The 17,848-nt window shown below is 35.7% G+C and carries 18 protein-coding genes; 6 read left to right on the top strand and 12 right to left on the bottom strand.

The window, feature by feature from the left end; translation table 11 throughout:
- Window positions 1-9: 9 nt before the first annotated feature.
- Window positions 10-426: a 2-amino-4-hydroxy-6-hydroxymethyldihydropteridine diphosphokinase gene (folK, locus tag MP478_RS15875; protein ID WP_230040791.1), complete on the bottom strand. Its 417-nt coding sequence runs from the start codon at window positions 424-426 to the stop codon at window positions 10-12.
- Between the two features lie 20 nt (window positions 427-446).
- On the opposite strand from folK, the gene sppA reads away from it, so the two are divergent.
- A complete protein-coding gene (gene sppA / locus MP478_RS15870) occupies window positions 447-2,201 on the top strand; it encodes a signal peptide peptidase SppA (RefSeq protein WP_257200965.1) in 1,755 nt (584 codons plus the stop codon).
- 78 nt (window positions 2,202-2,279) lie between these two features.
- Here sppA and MP478_RS15865 read toward each other — a convergent pair whose 3' ends face one another.
- From MP478_RS15865 to rpmB, 6 genes are all read right to left on the bottom strand, one after another.
- Window positions 2,280-2,540, bottom strand: coding sequence for a GlsB/YeaQ/YmgE family stress response membrane protein (locus tag MP478_RS15865; protein ID WP_202270897.1), 261 nt, complete (start codon window positions 2,538-2,540; stop codon window positions 2,280-2,282).
- A 73-nt stretch (window positions 2,541-2,613) separates the two neighbouring features.
- Window positions 2,614-3,567, bottom strand: coding sequence for a signal recognition particle-docking protein FtsY (gene ftsY / locus MP478_RS15860; protein WP_047490360.1), 954 nt, complete (start codon window positions 3,565-3,567; stop codon window positions 2,614-2,616).
- A gap of 19 nt (window positions 3,568-3,586) precedes the next feature.
- The gene (locus tag MP478_RS15855; protein ID WP_257200964.1) at window positions 3,587-3,988 is read right to left on the bottom strand and encodes a RidA family protein; all 402 of its coding nucleotides are present in this window, start codon (window positions 3,986-3,988) and stop codon (window positions 3,587-3,589) included.
- A gap of 152 nt (window positions 3,989-4,140) precedes the next feature.
- Window positions 4,141-4,293 (bottom strand): DUF4295 family protein, encoded by a 153-nt coding sequence (locus tag MP478_RS15850; protein ID WP_081989060.1) that lies wholly within the window; start codon window positions 4,291-4,293, stop codon window positions 4,141-4,143.
- A gap of 19 nt (window positions 4,294-4,312) precedes the next feature.
- Window positions 4,313-4,495, bottom strand: a complete 183-nt coding sequence (rpmG, locus tag MP478_RS15845; RefSeq protein ID WP_027373683.1) for a 50S ribosomal protein L33 — start codon at window positions 4,493-4,495, stop codon at window positions 4,313-4,315.
- 6 nt (window positions 4,496-4,501) lie between these two features.
- Window positions 4,502-4,744 carry a 50S ribosomal protein L28 gene (rpmB, locus tag MP478_RS15840; RefSeq protein ID WP_002976757.1) on the bottom strand — a complete coding sequence of 81 codons (243 nt, stop codon included), beginning with the start codon at window positions 4,742-4,744 and terminating at the stop codon, window positions 4,502-4,504.
- Between the two features lie 239 nt (window positions 4,745-4,983).
- On the opposite strand from rpmB, the gene MP478_RS15835 reads away from it, so the two are divergent.
- Window positions 4,984-6,693, top strand: a complete 1,710-nt coding sequence (locus MP478_RS15835; protein ID WP_257200963.1) for a T9SS type A sorting domain-containing protein — start codon at window positions 4,984-4,986, stop codon at window positions 6,691-6,693.
- 906 nt (window positions 6,694-7,599) lie between these two features.
- Window positions 7,600-7,773: a hypothetical protein gene (locus MP478_RS15830; protein WP_257190875.1), complete on the top strand. Its 174-nt coding sequence runs from the start codon at window positions 7,600-7,602 to the stop codon at window positions 7,771-7,773.
- A 365-nt stretch (window positions 7,774-8,138) separates the two neighbouring features.
- On the opposite strand, the gene lnt is transcribed toward MP478_RS15830, so the two are convergent.
- Window positions 8,139-9,773 carry an apolipoprotein N-acyltransferase gene (gene lnt / locus MP478_RS15825; protein ID WP_257200962.1) on the bottom strand — a complete coding sequence of 545 codons (1,635 nt, stop codon included), beginning with the start codon at window positions 9,771-9,773 and terminating at the stop codon, window positions 8,139-8,141.
- Window positions 9,774-9,828: 55 nt separating this feature from the next.
- Between lnt and MP478_RS15820 the strand changes: the two genes are divergently transcribed.
- Complete coding sequence (locus MP478_RS15820; RefSeq protein ID WP_257200961.1) at window positions 9,829-10,242, top strand: VanZ family protein; 414 nt, start codon at window positions 9,829-9,831, stop codon at window positions 10,240-10,242.
- On the opposite strand, the gene proC is transcribed toward MP478_RS15820, so the two are convergent.
- The 4 genes from proC to MP478_RS15800 form a co-directional block, all read right to left on the bottom strand.
- A complete protein-coding gene (gene proC, locus MP478_RS15815) occupies window positions 10,232-11,035 on the bottom strand; it encodes a pyrroline-5-carboxylate reductase (RefSeq protein WP_230040777.1) in 804 nt (267 codons plus the stop codon). The two genes, MP478_RS15820 and proC, sit on opposite strands and share 11 nt — an antisense overlap.
- Window positions 11,036-11,200: 165 nt before the next feature.
- Window positions 11,201-12,214, bottom strand: coding sequence for a UDP-N-acetylmuramate dehydrogenase (gene murB, locus MP478_RS15810; protein WP_257200959.1), 1,014 nt, complete (start codon window positions 12,212-12,214; stop codon window positions 11,201-11,203).
- Between the two features lie 4 nt (window positions 12,215-12,218).
- Window positions 12,219-12,704, bottom strand: coding sequence for a hypothetical protein (locus MP478_RS15805; protein WP_257200958.1), 486 nt, complete (start codon window positions 12,702-12,704; stop codon window positions 12,219-12,221).
- A gap of 8 nt (window positions 12,705-12,712) precedes the next feature.
- Window positions 12,713-13,918 (bottom strand): pyridoxal phosphate-dependent aminotransferase, encoded by a 1,206-nt coding sequence (locus MP478_RS15800; RefSeq protein WP_230040759.1) that lies wholly within the window; start codon window positions 13,916-13,918, stop codon window positions 12,713-12,715.
- A 246-nt stretch (window positions 13,919-14,164) separates the two neighbouring features.
- On the opposite strand from MP478_RS15800, the gene MP478_RS15795 reads away from it, so the two are divergent.
- Window positions 14,165-15,778: a T9SS type A sorting domain-containing protein gene (locus MP478_RS15795; RefSeq protein ID WP_257200957.1), complete on the top strand. Its 1,614-nt coding sequence runs from the start codon at window positions 14,165-14,167 to the stop codon at window positions 15,776-15,778.
- Window positions 15,779-15,967: 189 nt separating this feature from the next.
- The gene (locus MP478_RS15790) at window positions 15,968-17,767 is read left to right on the top strand and encodes a T9SS type A sorting domain-containing protein (protein WP_257200956.1); all 1,800 of its coding nucleotides are present in this window, start codon (window positions 15,968-15,970) and stop codon (window positions 17,765-17,767) included.
- Window positions 17,768-17,848: the final 81 nt, after the last annotated feature.

The raw sequence follows: 17,848 nt of genomic DNA, 5'->3' as shown, positions 1-17,848 counted from the left end.
TTTTATGTTTTAAATAAAATCTTTTAATAATATTCTGGAAAATTCCCTTTCAAAAAGATGTTTTTTATGAGGGATTTCTAATCTTTCTGATATAAAATTTAATTCATTATAGGTAATGATATCAATATCTATTATTCTGTCTGCATAGCCTCCAGATACTTTTGAATCATTAACTCTTCCCATTTCAACTTCAATATCTTTAATAAAATCAAGCAGTTGAATTGGTGAAAGATGAGTGAATATTACTGCTGCAATATTACAAAAAATATTGGAACTGACAAATTCTACGGGCTCGGACATTAAAAATTCGCTAATTTGTGAAATGTTGTTTCCACCATCGCTAATTTTCTGTAAGGCAAGCTCTACATTTTTTTTTTGATCTCCAAGGTTACTTCCTAGTAACAAAACCACCTTTTGCTGCGACATATTGGAAAATTGATTGATTTATGAGAAGTTTCTTTAAAAATGTTTTGGCAAATATAGTTGCAATTGTGATACTTTGCGCTTTATTTTTCATCTTTTTCATTATGATGCTTGTGTTTAGTTCTATGGGGAATGATAAGTCTGTGACGGTAAAAAAGAACTCGGTCCTTACGATTAATTTAAAAACACATATCATAGACAGCCCTACTGAAGAGGAAGGTGGATTGTTCGGAATTAGCAACCAGAACAAGAGTGTTCTTCTGTATGATGCGTTGGAAGCAATCAATAAAGCGAAAACGGATGATAATATTAAAGGGATCAGTATTGAAGTGGATGACTTAAATGCCGGGCTTACCCAGATTGATGATATCAGAAATGCTATTGAGGATTTCAAAAAAAGTGGAAAGTTTGTGTATGCTTACGGAAATGGAGTTTCACAATCTTCTTATTATTTGGGATCAGTAGCTGATCAGTATTATCTGAATCCTGCCGGTGGTATTGAACTGAAAGGATTGTCCACAGAAGTTACTTTCTTTAAAGATTTTGCAGATAAATACGGGATAGGAATCGAAGTTATACGTCATGGTAAATTTAAATCAGCAGTAGAACCTTTTTTAAGGAATGATATTTCTCCGGAGAACAAAGAGCAGCTAAGTACACTTTTGAATGATCTTTGGAAAAATACATCCGGTAAAATGGCTGTTTCAAGAAAAATTGATACTGCTCAGTTTAAAATGGTTGTTGACAGTTTATACGGAATGATTCCTGAATTGGGATTACAATACAAGCTTGCAGATAAACTTGTTCAAAAGACAGAATATGATGATATGATCAAGTCTAAGCTAAGCCTGAAAGACAAAGAAAAATTAAATAAGGTCTCATTGGCTAATTATATAAGCTCTTATTCAGATGATGATAAATCAGGAGAAAAAGTAGCGGTATTATATGCTTCCGGGTCTATTAACAATGGTGACGGATACAATGATATTTATGCTGAAAAATATGTAAAATACATCAAAAAACTTCAGGATGATGAAAAGGTGAAAGCGGTTGTCTTAAGAATCAATTCTCCGGGTGGTAGTGCTAATGCATCGGATGAGATTTTATTTGAACTTCAACAGCTGAAAAAGAAAAAGCCGCTTATTGTTTCTTTTGGAGACTATGCTGCTTCCGGAGGATATTATGTAGCGATGGCTGCGGATAAAATTTATTCTGAGCCTAATACACTTACCGGTTCAATTGGAGTTTTTGGAGTGATTCCTTATTTTAAAGATATTGCGAATAAAAACGGAATTCGTGCAGACGTTGTTGCAACTAATGCTAACTCTATGTATTATTCCGGGCTGAACGGAGTGACGCCTTATGGAGTGAATATGATGACAAGGGGAGTGGAAGGCACTTACAAGAGATTTGTGCATTTTGTAACGCAAAACAGAAAACAGACTTTTGAACAGATAGACAGTGTTGGCGGTGGCAGAGTATGGAGTGGAGTACGTGCTAAGCAGATTGGTTTGGTAGATGATTTGGGAACACTTAGTGATGCCATAAAGTTTGCGGCACAGAAAGCAGGATTAAAGTCTTACCATGTAGATTCGTTTCCTAAAAGAATGTCCCCTTTCGAACAGATATTTAATGATCTGAATGAAGAAGATGTTTCTGCGAAATTGATCAAAAATAAGATAGGAAAAGCCAACTATGAAATCTTACAGCAGATTACGGATAAAAAACTTCAGGCTGATGTAAAGATGTCAATGCCTTACCAGATTAGAATCGACTAACTAAATTATATTGTAAACAAAATCCCGGATCTGATTTCAGTTCCGGGATTTTATTTTATAATAAGTATTGGCTGAATATTAGCTTTTCTTTGTAGCCATTCCATAAATCCAGAGAATGATTAAAGCTCCTCCAATAGATAAGATCCAGCTTCTTGGATTCCAAAATGAGGCAATATCTCCCCAATGTAAAATATAAACTCCTATAGCTCCTCCTAAAAAGGCTCCCAGAATTCCCAGGATAATAGTGATTAGCCATCCTCCACCCTGAGTACCGGGCATGATCATTTTAGCGATAGCTCCTGCAATAAGACCGAATAAAATCCATGTTATTATTCCCATAGTTGTAAATTTTTAAATGTTAATATTTTTTTTAATAATTTGTTTACTAATATAAGGGAAAACATGATATAAATCATCTTTTCTTGAAGAATGAGTCTACAAATTCCGTACCATTAAAAAGCTGTAAATCCTGCATTTTTTCACCTACGCCTATATATTTTACAGGAATCTGGAACTGATCTGAGATGCCGATAACAACACCTCCTTTAGCTGTTCCGTCTAATTTGGTGACCGCTAATGCATTTACTTCGGTAGCGGCTGTAAACTGCTTCGCCTGTTCAAATGCGTTCTGCCCTGTAGAGCCGTCAAGAACCAACAGGATCTCATGAGGAGCATCAGGAATAACCTTTTGCATTACTCTTTTGATCTTGGAAAGTTCATTCATCAGATTTATTTTATTGTGAAGTCTTCCGGCAGTATCTATAATAGCAATATCTGCATTTTGTGCTACAGCGCTTTGTACGGTATCAAATGCTACAGAAGCCGGGTCGGAGCCCATTCCTTGTTTTACGATAGGAACACCCACTCTTTCGCTCCAGATGGTAAGCTGATCAACAGCTGCTGCTCTGAAGGTATCTGCGGCCCCTAAAACTACTTTTTTACCTTCTGATTTGAATTGGTGGGCAAGCTTTCCGATAGTTGTTGTTTTCCCTACACCGTTTACTCCTACTACCATAATAACATATGGCTTTTTGGAAGCATCAATATTTCCGGTTCCGGCGTGAGGGTTTTCAAGAAGCAGTCCTGAAATTTCATCACGGAGAATTTTATCCAATTCGTTTACACTAACATATTTGTCTCTGGCAACACGTTCTTCAATTCTTCCTATAATCTTAATCGTAGTAGAAGCACCTACGTCAGATGCAATCAGTATCTCTTCAAGATTATCCAGTACTTCATCATCTACTTTACTTTTACCGACTACGGCTTTCGTCATTTTTTCAAAGAATCCCTGGCTGGACTTTTCCAATCCTTTATCTAAGGTTTCCTTTTCTTCCTTTTTGAAAATATTTTTAAACCAACTCATAGTTTTAGTTTATTCTTATTTATTTTTTAATAACTGCTGTGGCTTCTACTTCTATAAACACATCATTTCTGAACAGGCTGCTCACTTCTACAAGACTGCTTACCGGAGGGTTTTGAAGGTTGACATAGGCATCCCGGACTTTTCTGAAATCCGGTGTTTTAGACATATCTGTGATAAATATTCCTAATTTTATAATGTTTTTCGCTGTTCCTCCATATTCTTTCAGAACGTAATCTATATTTTTGAATATCTGGTGTGTTTGCTCCTCTACATTGTTCCCTACCAGGTTTCCTTCCGGATCAAGCGGAACCTGCCCAGACAATAAAACCATTTTAGAATTTCCACAATCAATACTTACTGCTTGTGACAATCCTTTTATGTTGAAAACTTTTGGAGAACTTTTATATTCTAAGGTATTCATAGTTTTCTGACTGAATGAAAATAGAAAAATTGCTGTGCAAAACAGAACAAGAATCTTTTTCATATTTTATTGATTAATAATCTGGTGAACAAAGATAACAAAAAAACTACCCAAAATATGAGTAGTTTTTTATATTGTAAATAAAGTCCCGATTATTTTTTCAAATAACCATCAACTTCGTCTGCATTCATTACTTTTTCTTCGAAAACGTAAGCTCCTGATTTAGAAGACTTAGTCATTTTCACCACTTTAGTCATTTTTTTAGACTGACCGCTTTGTAGGGTTGCTACTACTTTCTTTGCCATTGTAAATTATATTTATAAATTACTTGATTTCTTTATGAAGGGTAGATCTCTTAAGAACAGGATTGTATTTTTTCAATTCCAATCTTTCTGTAGTGTTCTTTTTATTTTTTGTAGAAATGTATCTAGACATTCCTGGCATACCGCTTTCTTTGTGCTCTGTACATTCAAGGATTACTTGAACTCTGTTTCCTTTTTTTGCCATGATGTATTAATTCTTTTTAATCAATCCGTTTCTAGTAGCTCTTTCAATAGCTTCTTCGATTCCAATCTTGTTAATCACTCTCAATCCATGAGCTGATACTTTCAGTGTTACGTGCTTATCTTGCTCCGGAAGGTAAAACTTCTTCTCCAATAAGTTAATTTCAAAACGACGCTTCGTTTTGTTATTAGCGTGAGAAACGTTGTTACCAACCATTGCACGCTTTCCTGTTATTTGGCAAATTCTTGACATATCTCGATGTTCTTATTTGTATAATATTTGAGAGTGCAAAATAACGAAGAATTTTTTAGATAGACAAATCTTTTAGAAAATATTTGAAATAACTTACTGATTAATAATATTGATTTTAAAATAGCCGAATTGCCGGAATAAGGTTGTAGAGCAGGCCTGATATATTTCATGCAGACTTTCTTCATGGAAAATAATTTAATACTTTATCTTTGTTTTTAATTAATCTAAATAAAAATAATATGAAGAGAATTTATATTCTGTTATCTATGGTACCAATTTGTTTAGCCGCTCAGAATTTCGCCGAAATACCAACAGGGATGAACAACTTTTATTATTCTGCGGCGGATATCGCTGATATTGATCATAACGGGACTATGGATATTGTATTCAATGGAGCTATAGATTCAGACGGAGATGGAACAGCAGATATGACTTATAACGAAGTTTATAAGAATAGTGGCTCAGGATTGTCTTCTTATGCGGGGCTTGGTGTAGGGCCCACGCATTTGGGAGATATCAAGTTTATTGATTTTAACAATGACGGACTGCTGGATATTGTCTCTACAGGGCTGAGCTATATGGATGTGGTTAATTATAAACAATACAGATTCAGAAATACAGAAACAGGTTTTGTAAAAGAAGAAAACCTTTCGGGGAAAATTTACGGATCTATAGAGGTTTGTGATTTTAATCATGACGGAAAACAGGATTATGCACTTAATGGAACCCAATACTCCCATGGGGGAGGTTTTAGAAACAGCCTGGATTTTTACCGTAATACAGGAGCTGGTTTTGACATGACTGAAAATTGGGTAGATGGAACTCAGAATGGTAGTTTTAAAATCGTTGATCTTAATAATGATCAGCTTTTAGATCTCGTAATCATTGGATCGGATATCAATGGAGCACCTATCTCCAGGGTGTACATGAATCAGGCTGGAGTGTTGACATTTGTTCAGGATTTTGAACCTCTGACAAGCGGAAAGATAGATTTTGCAGACTTTAATGCGGATGGTTTCCAGGATATTCTTGTGGCAGGAAAGGATGATAATGATAACGGATATTTTGCGGTCTTAATGAATGATGGAACAGGTACGCTGACCACTCATCAGCTTAATCTGCCGGATATTTCTGATGCCTCTATAAGCATTGGAGATGTAAACAATGACGGGTATTATGATTTTATTATTTCCGGAAATGATAATGATGCAGCTGTAAAAACCTATCTGTATAATCCAAACACTCAAAACTTTACTGAAGGAACTACTACGGGAATATATAACCTGGGAGGTCCGGGAGTTGTTCAATTATTTGATTTTGATAATGATCACCATCTGGACGTTTTATTGAGCGGATTCGATTGGTCAAATCCTGATATGCCTTCCCTGACGAAGATTTTTAAAAATACATCTACAGAAGCCAATGCCAAGCCTACACCTCCCACCAATCTGAATCTGACAAGAAACGGAAACAGGTTTGATTTTGCGTGGAGTGGTGCCACAGATGATAAAACACCTGCCAGTGCTTTACGATATGAAATAAGTGTAGGATCAACTTCCGGAGCGATAGATATTGCTAAATATATAGTGACAACCCCATCATGGTTTCTGGAGCTGGATCCTTCTGTTCAGAATGTATACTGGAGCGTAAAAGCAATAGATGCGTCAAAAACCTATTCTAATTCTTCTGCAGAAAACAGCACATTGGGAACCCGTGATATCATGACCAGCCAGCAGCTTGTCGTATATCCGAACCCTGCTTCTGAGAAAGTATATATCAGAGGGGGAAAAGTTTCGGAAGCTGAAATGTTTTCAATGGACGGTAAAAAACTGAATGTTATTTTGAACAGTGACCAATCTATTACTGTCTCTCACTTACCAAAAGGAATGTATGTATTAAAACTGAAGATAAAAAACGAAATAACTACCAAGAAACTTACGATTAAGTAATTGAATCATTCTATCTTCTATCAATGAGAAAAGCCAGACGTCCAGCTGGCTTTTCTCTTTTTTTATTTAAAATTTCTGAATGATCTGTAACATCAACGAGAAGATATGACTTTGCATATCATACAAATTAAGTGGTTGCTTGTGTTGAAGATGATACTTTGCTTTGTTATTAAAATGGGTAACCATTAGAAATAATTTCCATTATTTGCTTTCAACAGCACTGATTGTATTTTACAGCTGAAATATTGAAATACAAAGAGAAAGAATAGAGGGAAATAGAGTAAGAAATATCTTGGTAAAGGGGCTATAGAATAAAATAACAGATAAAATATAAATAATATCCCAAGAAATGCTGCTTGAAATGTAAATCCTGATCTTGACTTTTGAAATAATATATAAATTAACAGCAGATTAAAAACTAATAAGCTAATACTGTATAAATAGGGCACTGTATTACCTGAGAAGTTATAGTTCCCCGGATAATAGTTTAAAAAATTAATTCCGATTTTCTTTAAACTATTTTCAATAAACAATTTAGGATGTGTTGAAATAAAATTCTTGTTGAGCTGATTGAGATAGTTATCTATTTGTTTTTCGTTTTCGTAATGAGTTCGGAGATACTCATCCGTTAATATTATTTTTTTTGACGGATCATAGGGGAAATTGTCACTTGAAAATATATCATATTTTTCATGATTTCCTTTTGCAAAATTATAACTTAAAGAAGTTGAGTAATGAAAAGTTCCTATTTTTTCATAATTTCTTATACACCAGGGGAGGTAGGCGATGAATATGAATGCCAATAGAAGCAGGAGGCTGTAATACTTTATTCTTTTATACAATATGAGCACAAATGCTGAGAGAATCATTAAGAATAAAAATTCATACCGGATATATAATCCCAGTATGGATACAATTGAAATCAGTACTAAATTTTTGTGGGTGATTTTTTTTGATAATTTCAATAGTAAAGCAAAAAAAACATTGAATATAGAGATTGTAAGTGCAAATGAACTGATTTTTGTAATGCCAATAAGAATAGGCGGAAAGAAAATTATGCATACAAAAGCAATAAAGTAATTATTTTTATTCTTATCATTTTCTTTAAAACTTTGAACAAGCGATAAGACTGAAAAAAATAAAATAACAGATTGTAAAATACAGGATATCATTATCCATTGCGGAATCTTAAAAATACTTTGTATCAAAAGTAAATAATAAGGATATAAGGGAGGCATATAGGCAGAAGGCTTACCCAGATAATAATAGTCATGGTAATCCGCAAAATTTTGCATGATGACTTTCCACTCAAATACGAGTGTGGCATTTTTGCTTAGATAGGATACTACTATAAAATACAATAGAAAAATTATAAAATATCTATATCTGAATATTTTTTCCTTCATTTTTTCTATGCTCTAATACATTCAATCATTCTATAAAAACTAAGCCTTCTTTGTTTTTCTTTTGAACCATTCAATCAGAAAATAAAACAATAAAAATCCTAAGGCAAATATTGAAAACCTTGAAAGAAGATCTCCGGCTCTGGTATAGAAAGTCATCGTATCATAAAGATTTACTTTGGCAAATAAAGTAGTCTGATCACCATAAAAAGTATCAGCTACCACTTCTCCTTTCGCATCGATATGTGCGGAAATTCCACTATTGGCAGCACGGGCAATTTCCCTTCTTGTTTCAATAGCCCTTAATCTGGCGTAAGATAAAAGTTGTTTGTGTCCTTCAGAAACTCCCCACCAGGAATCATTAGTCATGATACCTAGGAAATTGGCTCCTTTTTTTACATAATCAGTAACAAACTCGCCATAAATGCTTTCATAGCAGATGATAGGCGCTATTTTACCTTTATTGTAAGGGTTTGAAAAAGCTAGCCTTTCTTTATCTGTGCTTAAAGAAGCCACTGTGCCTCCCAGATTGAGCATGGCATCTCCTAATAGAGGTTTAAGAACACCCATATAGGGAAAAATTTCAACTCCCGGAACAAGTTTCCCTTTGTGATAAACCTGTGTTTTCTGATTGGGAGCTAGCTGAATGGCTGTATTGTAACTTGTTACCCAAACTCCTGAATTGATCTGGTAAGCTTCTTGAGGGATATTTTGCGGATCAAAATAAAAACGGTGAGAAGAAATTCCTGTAGCAAAAACAGATCCGGGATGTTTTGCTAAAAACTCTTTGATATTGTTTAAAAGTAAGCTCTTCTCAAAGCCGGTTTCAGAAATTGAACCTCTACCCGGAATGGCTGTTTCCGGTGCCATGAAATAATCAATTTTTCCTTTTGCATTATTTTCAGCCAGCGTTAGCAAGTCATTTTCAATGGTAAGGCTGTCTTTTGAGTATTTTTCCATGTATGGATCAAGATCGGGCTGAAGCATCAGTACGTTTACCTGTCCCGATGGTTTCTCATTAAAGCTGTTGTACCTGATTAATGAAATAATCATGGGAACGGCAATTAACGCTACTACAATGGAAGAGTTTTTAATCAGATCTTTTCTCTTTCTTCCGGCTTCCCAGGTTCTCAAGGTATAGAAAATTAAAACGTTGATCAGTAAGATCCAAAAACTTCCTCCCGTAGCTCCCAGGGTATCATACCATTGGATAAGCTTAGGATATTCAGAAAATACATTTCCTAAATTCAGCCAGGGCCATGTCAGTTCCCAACCCAGATGAAATTTTTCAAAACTCATCCAGATGGCGATCAAAAATCCTAAGCCCCAATAAGTTCCCTGAGCATTTTTGTACCAATGATAACATTGGAAAACTAAAGAATATAAAAGTGAATTGACCAAAACTGGGAATACCACTGCCATCATGGAATGGCTTCCATCCGGATTTTTAGAGCCATAAAGCCATCCTGTAGTGACGATGTTCCAAATGATAAAACACAGATAGGAAAGTCCGAAAACCATCCAGCTTTTTCTTGTATAGCTGGAGAATTTTGAAATTCCATGTTCCATCATCAGTAGAGGAACAAGGGCAAAAAATATAAAAAAAGGAACTCCATAAGTAGGCCATGAAACCGACAGCAGCATTGCTGAAATAAGTGTAAGTAAGACGTATTTCATTAATTTATTTTAATATACAAATTTAATGTTTTTGAAATGAATATCTTAGCACCTGATGTTAAAGAAAGTATACAAAATTGTAATTATTCCCTATACCTTATTTTTGCTTTACCTGATGTTTTTGGGGATGGGCAGATATCAGTATGAAGATAATCTGATTACTGTAGAACCTATTTTTTCTACAATCAAATTTATTCAGACTACAGATGAGTGGAGAGATATTGTGATTATTGTATTAGGGAATATTGTTATGTTTGTTCCTTTTGGTTTTCTGGGCTGGATTTTTCCAGGGCTTAAAGATCTGAAAACATTGTGTATCACTTTCATTTCAGCTATTGTAATTGTAGAAGCACTCCAATACTTTACAAGAATGGGGATATTTGAGGTAGACGATATCCTCCTGAATACTTTCGGGGTGTATTTGGGCTGGCAAATCAGAGTATTTTTAGAGAAAAAGTTTAGTTGTTGAGTTCTTTAGCACGCTTTTCAGCATTCAGAATTCCCTGTTTTAAAATATCTTTAAAGCTGTTCTCTTCAAATGTCTTTAAGGCAGCTTCCGTAGTTCCGCCTTTGGATGCCACATCTTTAATCAGCTCTTCAAGGCTTTTTTCAGAATTGTTGATCAGATGGTAAGCACCCAGCATTGTTTGTTTTACAAAAAGCTTGGACAGGTTTTCTTCAATTCCCATCTCAATTCCTGCTTTAATCATGGCGTCAATGATATAGTAGAAGTAAGCAGGTCCGCTGCCTGATAATGCGGTAACACCATCCAAAAGATCTTCATTTTCCAGATAGACAGAGCGCCCGGTGCTGTTGAGCAGTCTTTCAATATTGATTAACTGACTGAAAGAAATTCCGTCTGCAGCAGTATAACCGGTAATTCCCATACCTAAAAGAGTAGGAGAGTTAGGCATTGCCCTTACCACAAGTGAATGATTAAGTGATTTTTGGATTTTATCGATATTGATTCCAGCCATAATGGATAAAACCATCTGGTTTTCCTTTAATGTAAACTGGATATTTTGAGCAACAAGCTGGAAATCCTGGGGTTTCACAGCGATAATAACCAGGTCCGCATCCAGTTCTTTAACCTCGCTGAAAGTTGAAATTACAGACTTGGGAAAGTCCTCGGCTATTTTATTAACTTTAGATGGATTTCGGATGATCAGATGAAGGTGTTCAGGTTTGATCAGTTCGTACTTCAAAAAAGATTTTGAAAAAGATAGCCCCATATTTCCGGCTCCCAGAATCGCTATTTTCATATTGTGCCTTTATTTTCAGCTAAAATAATGATTTTATGGAAAATGGGTATGAACTATTATAGGATAATTGCCATTGTTTTTGCGATTACCAATAATACAAAATTGTGTACTGACAAAACTGTAAAATTAAAGGCTGTTTCACTATTGAAGCAGCCCTTGTATTTATTATATAATGTTCACTTCGCGTTCAAGCTCTATTCCAAATTTCTCTTTCACGGAGTTTATAATTTCAGTAGAGAAATCAAAAATTTCCTTGCCGCTTGCCTTTCCGGTTGCATTGATGATCACTAATGATTGCAGCTTGTGTGAGGCTACATTTCCGATCTGTTTTCCTTTCCACCCACATTGTTCAATCAGCCATCCGGCAGGAACCTTTACCCTATTTCCGTTAGCATATCCCTGAATATTTTTAAATTTCTGTTGTAAATCTTCAAACTGAACCAAAGGAATTGTAGGGTTTTTGAAAAAACTTCCGGCATTCCCGATTTCTTTAGGATCCGGCAGCTTGCTTTGTCTGATATTGATCACTGCTTTAGATACATCCTGAATACTAGGGTTTTCAATACCCAGATGTTTCAGTTCAGATTGAATAGCACCGTATTCTGTTTTTACATGATGTTCTTTTTGAGTCAGCTTAAAAGTGACTTCCAGAATGACATATCTGCCTTTTCCTTCCTGCTTAAAAATAGAATCCCTGTATCCGAATTTGCACTGTTCCAGGTTGAAAGTCTTCACTTCAAGGTCTTCCAGATCCAATACTTTACAGCTGACAAAAACATCTTTAATTTCAGTTCCGTAAGCCCCGATATTCTGCATGGGAGAAGTGCCTACATTTCCGGGGATTAAAGACAGGTTTTCCAGCCCGCCATAATTTTTATGTAAGCAATACATCACAAACTCATGCCAGTTTTCACCAGCTTTGGCTGTGACAAGTATTTCACGATCACTAAAGTTTTCTTCGGATATTCCTTTTAAATTAAGCTTAACAGCAAGGCCGTCAAAATCCTTAGTCAATAAAATATTACTTCCGCCGCCCAAAAAAAGCAGGGGAAGAGACTGAGATTTTGAATAGCTGAGTGCTTCTTTTAATTCCTCGATATTACTGACTTCAGTAAAGTATTTAGCATTGGCGTCAACTCCAAATGTGTTATAAGGCTGTAAGGAAAAATTTTCTTGCATGTTTTTATTTGTATTCTTTTGGCAGAATGTAGTCTATTTGTTCTTTAAGCTGTTGAAATTGATTGTAATGTACAGTATCAACATAAGCGTTTACATAAATATGTGACTTTTTAGGAGTACGGATTTGAAAAGTTTCATCTATACCGTCTACAGATTGTTGGCTTGGAGAACTTTTTATATGATCAAGATCCACCATATGAATGGATGAGGTAAGCTGTTTCCAGGTATCGGCATTGATAGCAGAATGCCATTTCTTGTGATTTTGAGTGGAAGTTGTTCCTTTTTCCGCAGTGATGGAATCTTTGGTGACTTTTATAATCCTGTAGTAGCCGAGACTTCCCCCAATATTGGAAATGCTGATAGACGTGATTTCATAGGGGTCCTTAGGGACTGTTTGTACCGATTCCTTTTTGTCACAGGAAAAAAATGCCGACAGCAAAAAGATCGAAAACAGTATTTTCAGATATATATTTTTTGTTGTCGGCATCATATTATAATTTATAGGCTAAATTCTTCTCTGTACTTTTTTAAAGCTTCTTTAAGGATTTCAGCACTTTTTCTCAAATCTTCTTCTTTAAGAACGTAGGCAATTCTTACCTGTTTTTTACCTAATTCCGGATTGCTGTAGAATCCACCGGCAGGAGCTACCATAATGGTTTCCTTATTCAGTGAATATTTTTCCAGTAACCATTGTGCAAATTTTTCTGTATCATCTACCGGAAGCTCGGCAACACAGTAGAATGCCCCTCTCGGTTTAGGACAGATTACCCCTGGGATAGCATTTAACAGGTCTACCAATACATTTCTTCTGTGGGTGTATTCTTCTCTTACAGCTCTAATGTAAGCGCCATCGTTCTGGTGTGCGGCAGTTGCTGCAATCTGTCCCAAAAGAACAGGGCTTAATCTTGCCTGGGCAAAAAGCATTGCTGCATTACGGATTTTTGAAGAACGGGTAAGCATACATCCTATTCTTACGCCACACATAGAATAACGTTTGGATTCCGAGTCTATAATGATGCAGTTTTCGCTCAATTCAGGGAAATCAAGCATTGAAATTTGCTGCTTCCCATCATATACATATTCTCTGTACACCTCGTCAGAGATGATTACGATATCATATTTTAAAGCAATTTCTGCAAGTTTTTGCAACTCTTCACGGGTATACAGGTATCCCGTTGGGTTACCAGGATTACAGATGACAATAGCTCTTGTTTTTTCTGTGATTTTTTTCTCAAACTCTTCTATTGGAGGCAGGGCAAAACCTGTATCAATAGTAGAAGGAACTGCTACTACATTGACATTAAATGTACTGGTAAAACCATTGTAGTTTGCATAATAAGGCTCAGGAATAATAACCTCATCACCATCATCACATAATGTAGAAATGGCAAAATTAAGGGCTTCAGATCCTCCGTTGGTAACAATGAAGTTGTCCGGTGTCAAATCAGCAAAACCTAATGAATGATAATATTCAGTAAGGGCTTTTCTGTATTCTATATTACCTTCAGAAAGGGCATATTCCAATACTTTTAAATCAATATTTTTTAAAGCATTTAAAGCTGTTTCCGGAGTTTCAATATCAGGCTGCCCGATATTAAGGTGGTATACTTTTATCCCTTTTTGTTTTGCTTGTAATGCGAAAGGAACTAGTTTTCTTACCGGCGATGGCGGCATGTGCAGTGCTCTGTTTGAAATATTCGGCATTGTTTAAAAAATTTGTATGGCAAAAATAAGATTTAATTTCCCAATAATAAAATCTATAAATAAATTGTATTTGAAGAATAGATTGATTTATAGTTTTTTGATATCTCTCGTTTTATAGAATTATTTAGAGGTATTTTGTTTTTATTGTTATGTTTTTTAATTATAATAGTTTTTTTTATTGAAATAACATGTAATTACAATTAAAGTTGTTTTTTTTGTAATTTTATTGGATAAATATTAATAAATATGAAAACAAAATTATTTTTAAAAACAATGTCTGTTTTTGCTCTTTTTTCAGCGTCAACTATGATTGCTCAAAATTTTCAGACCATGCCTATTCAGTCTGGGTACACGGCTGACGTAATTGCTAATGGAGCTGGACCTTCTATGGGTTCCACTACTATGGATGTGGATGGAGCAGACTATGCTCTTGTAGCAAGAGACTTTCAATTAACCTCTTCCAGTACACCGCTTACTTATGGGATTCCTTCTGACGGTATTATCAATTCAGCTGTTTCCGGAACGTCTGGTCTTAGTTATCAGCTGGGAGACTTAAGCTCTGATAATTCATTAAGGCTAACCAATAACGGAGATACCGGAACGCTTGTATTTACTACACCAACGGCAGCTCTTAAGTTGTATATGCTTTCTACAAGTGGTAGTGGAGCATCTACCGTAAATGCAACAGTAACCTTTACAGATAATACGACCCAGGTATTTTCTGATATTAGTCTTTCTGATTGGTATGGAGGTTCTAATTATGCCATTCAGGGAATTGGAAGGATTAATAGAAATAATGATAATTTAGAAGCAAGTTTTAGTGGTCCTAGATTGTATCAGTCTGCATTAAATATTGATGCCATTAATCAATCTAAACTTATACAAAGTGTTACAGTTGAAAAAAGTGGAGGCTCAGGCATTCCAAACATTTTTGCATTTTCTGCATCTATTATAATTCCTCAAAATTTTCAGCCATTGTCTGTTCAATCCGGATACACAGCTGACGTAATTGCTAATGGAACCGGGTCCTCTATGGGTTCCACTACCATGGATGTGGACGGGGTATCCTATGCTTTTGTAGCAAATGATTTCCTATTAACATCTTCCAGTACACCAATTACTTATGGTATTCCTTCTGACGGTATTATCAATTCGGTTGTTGCCGGAACACCCGGTCTTAGTTATCAGCTGGCAGATTTAAGCTCTGATAACTCATTAAGGCTGGCTAATAACGGAGATAGCGGAACGCTTGTATTTACCACACCAACGGCAGCTCTTAATTTGTACATGCTTTCTACCAGTGGCAGTGGAGGATCTACCATAAATGCAACAGTAACCTTTACAGATAATACGACTCAGGTATTTTCTAATATTAGTCTTTCTGATTGGTATGGAGGTTCTGGTTATGCCATTCAGGGAATTGGAAGGATTAACAGAAATAATGATAATTTGGAGGAAAGTACCAGTGATCCTAGATTGTATCAGTCTGCATTAAATATTAATGTAGCAAACCAATCTAAACCTGTACAAAGTGTTACTGTTACAAAAAGTGGAGGCTCAGGCATTCCAAACATTTTTGCATTTTCTGCCAATAAAAATATGCAGCTGAGCACCTCTGAAGTGAAAGGGATTTTAAAGAAAACAGCTGTTCATCCCAATCCTTTTAACGATATCTTGTACATATCAGATACCAGGAATGTAAAATCCGTAACGATCGGAGATACGGCGGGAAGAATAGTAAATACCATTGAAAGTCCTGTAAAAGAGCTTAATTTAAGTATGCTGAAATCCGGACTGTATTTTGTTACCCTTTATTTTAAAGATGGTACACAATCTACCGTAAAGGCTATTAAGAAATAAGTTTTTATGTAAAGAATTGTATGGCAGTATAGTGATGTACTGCCATTTTTTTATCCTGTGTTGAAATTTTTTTTTATTTCAATAAATATTATTTTTATTTAATTATAATGCGTTTTCTTTTTGAAAATGATGATAAAATACTTTTAATGTTATTTTTTTTATAAATTTACTGGATAAATATTAGTCAATATGAAAAGAACATTATTTTTTGGAGCTTTAAGTATTACAGCTCTGCTTTTTACATCATCAATGATGGCTCAAAATTTTCAAACCATGCCCGTTCAGTCGGGATATACAGCTGATGTTATCGCCAATGGGATAGGATCTTCTATGACTTCTACAACAATGGATGTGGATGGAGTTTCCTACAATTTTGTTTCCAGGGACTTTCAGCTCGCTGCGAGTAGTACACCGCTTACTTACGGTCTTCCTGTCAATGGGATTATCAATTCAGCGGTAGCTGCAACGCCGGGTTTAAGCTATCAGCTTGGAGATTATTCAGGAAATAATTCTTTAAGAATTAACAGTAATACCACAGGAACAAATACAGGAACCCTGATATTTACGAATCCTGTAGCCGCTTTTAAGTTATATATGCTTTCTACCAGTGGAAGTGGTAGCTCCACAGTAAATGTCACCGTTAATTTTACAGACAACACGACTCAGGTTTTTACCGGGCAAACGATCACAGACTGGTACGGAGGAGCTAATTATGCCATTCAGGGGATCGGAAGGATTCTTAGAACTACAGATGTATTGGATGCTAATTCTATTAATCCGAGATTATATCAGACTATTCTGAATATTGATGCTGCCAACCAGGCAAAACCCATTCAGAGTGTTACGATAACCAAAACCAATAGTGGAGGTGTAGCCAATATTTTTGCCTTCTCGGCTGATGCTTATACTGATTGTGTAGCTCCTACATTATCTGCTACAGGAACGGTTACCTCAAATTCTGCAGATATTTCATGGACGGTTCCTGCCGGTACACAAGCCGTAAGCCATGATATTTATTACAGTACAAGTTCTACAACTCCTACCAGCGCTACAGTTCCAAGTTATTCGGATGTAACAGGAACCTCTTATACATTGGGAAGTTTAGCTCCAAGTACAACCTATTATTATTGGGTAAGAACAAATTGCAGTACTGCAACGGGTGAAAGTGCATGGTCATTCTCTAAATCATTTACTACGTTATGTGGTGCCTTAGTACCTCCATATACCAATAATTTCAGCAGCGTTCCGGGGACATGTTGGGCTAATAATATCTCCGGAGGAAGCCCTTCCACAGGATCTACCGGGACTACGGTCTATTGGGATCAGCGTAATTTCTTAAATGCATCAGCTAACGGACCGTCCGTACATATGAATTTATATTCTGCCAATAGAACAGGATGGCTTAAAACAGTACCGTTCGATCTTTCAGCAGGGGGATATAGAGTGAAATTTAACTATGGTGTTACCACTTATTCCGGAACGGCTACCTCTTTGATGGGTGCTGATGACCTTGTTCATTTCATGATTTCCGAGGACGGAGGAACTACGTGGACGATATTACAAACCTGGAACACGGCTAATGGACCTTCCAATACATCGAATGAATATATTTATAATTTAACGGCCAATACCAATGCCAGTACGCTATTTGCATTTTATGGAACTTCCGGAACGGCAAATGAAGGTCTTGATTATAATTTTTATATAGATGATTTTACTGTTGAAAGTGCTCAGCTGAGTACTTCGGAAGTAAATAAAACAACAAGGAAAGCTGAAGTTCATCCGAATCCTTTTAAAGATATCCTCTATATATCAGATACAAGAGAAGTGAAGTCTGCCACAGTGGGAGATCTGTCAGGAAGAATAGTGAATACGATTGATGGCCCTGTAAAAGAGCTTAATCTAAGTATGCTGAACTCCGGATTGTATTTTGTTACCCTTTATTTTAAAGATGGTACTCAATCTACTGTAAAAGTTGTTAAAAAATAAGTTTTTTTTATGTAAATAATTGTATGGCAGTATAGTGATGTACTGCCATTTTTTTATCCTGTGATGAAATTTTTTTTATTA

The sequence above is a fragment of the Chryseobacterium sp. WG14 genome (assembly GCF_024586945.1).
In the GTDB taxonomy this organism is placed as follows: domain Bacteria; phylum Bacteroidota; class Bacteroidia; order Flavobacteriales; family Weeksellaceae; genus Chryseobacterium.
This window is presented reverse-complemented; position numbering and strand designations above follow the sequence as displayed.

What these genes read in the sequence shown, in the direction of transcription:
- folK (WP_230040791.1), bottom strand. Translation starts at nt 426, where the DNA reads ATGTCGCAGCAAAAGGTGGTTTTGTTACTAGGAAGTAACCTTGGAGAT.
- sppA (WP_257200965.1), top strand. Translation starts at nt 447, where the DNA reads ATGAGAAGTTTCTTTAAAAATGTTTTGGCAAATATAGTTGCAATTGTG.
- MP478_RS15865 (WP_202270897.1), bottom strand. Translation starts at nt 2,540, where the DNA reads ATGGGAATAATAACATGGATTTTATTCGGTCTTATTGCAGGAGCTATC.
- ftsY (WP_047490360.1), bottom strand. Translation starts at nt 3,567, where the DNA reads ATGAGTTGGTTTAAAAATATTTTCAAAAAGGAAGAAAAGGAAACCTTA.
- MP478_RS15855 (WP_257200964.1), bottom strand. Translation starts at nt 3,988, where the DNA reads ATGAATACCTTAGAATATAAAAGTTCTCCAAAAGTTTTCAACATAAAA.
- MP478_RS15850 (WP_081989060.1), bottom strand. Translation starts at nt 4,293, where the DNA reads ATGGCAAAGAAAGTAGTAGCAACCCTACAAAGCGGTCAGTCTAAAAAA.
- rpmG (WP_027373683.1), bottom strand. Translation starts at nt 4,495, where the DNA reads ATGGCAAAAAAAGGAAACAGAGTTCAAGTAATCCTTGAATGTACAGAG.
- rpmB (WP_002976757.1), bottom strand. Translation starts at nt 4,744, where the DNA reads ATGTCAAGAATTTGCCAAATAACAGGAAAGCGTGCAATGGTTGGTAAC.
- MP478_RS15835 (WP_257200963.1), top strand. Translation starts at nt 4,984, where the DNA reads ATGAAGAGAATTTATATTCTGTTATCTATGGTACCAATTTGTTTAGCC.
- MP478_RS15830 (WP_257190875.1), top strand. Translation starts at nt 7,600, where the DNA reads ATGGATACAATTGAAATCAGTACTAAATTTTTGTGGGTGATTTTTTTT.
- lnt (WP_257200962.1), bottom strand. Translation starts at nt 9,773, where the DNA reads ATGAAATACGTCTTACTTACACTTATTTCAGCAATGCTGCTGTCGGTT.
- MP478_RS15820 (WP_257200961.1), top strand. Translation starts at nt 9,829, where the DNA reads ATGTTAAAGAAAGTATACAAAATTGTAATTATTCCCTATACCTTATTT.
- proC (WP_230040777.1), bottom strand. Translation starts at nt 11,035, where the DNA reads ATGAAAATAGCGATTCTGGGAGCCGGAAATATGGGGCTATCTTTTTCA.
- murB (WP_257200959.1), bottom strand. Translation starts at nt 12,214, where the DNA reads ATGCAAGAAAATTTTTCCTTACAGCCTTATAACACATTTGGAGTTGAC.
- MP478_RS15805 (WP_257200958.1), bottom strand. Translation starts at nt 12,704, where the DNA reads ATGATGCCGACAACAAAAAATATATATCTGAAAATACTGTTTTCGATC.
- MP478_RS15800 (WP_230040759.1), bottom strand. Translation starts at nt 13,918, where the DNA reads ATGCCGAATATTTCAAACAGAGCACTGCACATGCCGCCATCGCCGGTA.
- MP478_RS15795 (WP_257200957.1), top strand. Translation starts at nt 14,165, where the DNA reads ATGAAAACAAAATTATTTTTAAAAACAATGTCTGTTTTTGCTCTTTTT.
- MP478_RS15790 (WP_257200956.1), top strand. Translation starts at nt 15,968, where the DNA reads ATGAAAAGAACATTATTTTTTGGAGCTTTAAGTATTACAGCTCTGCTT.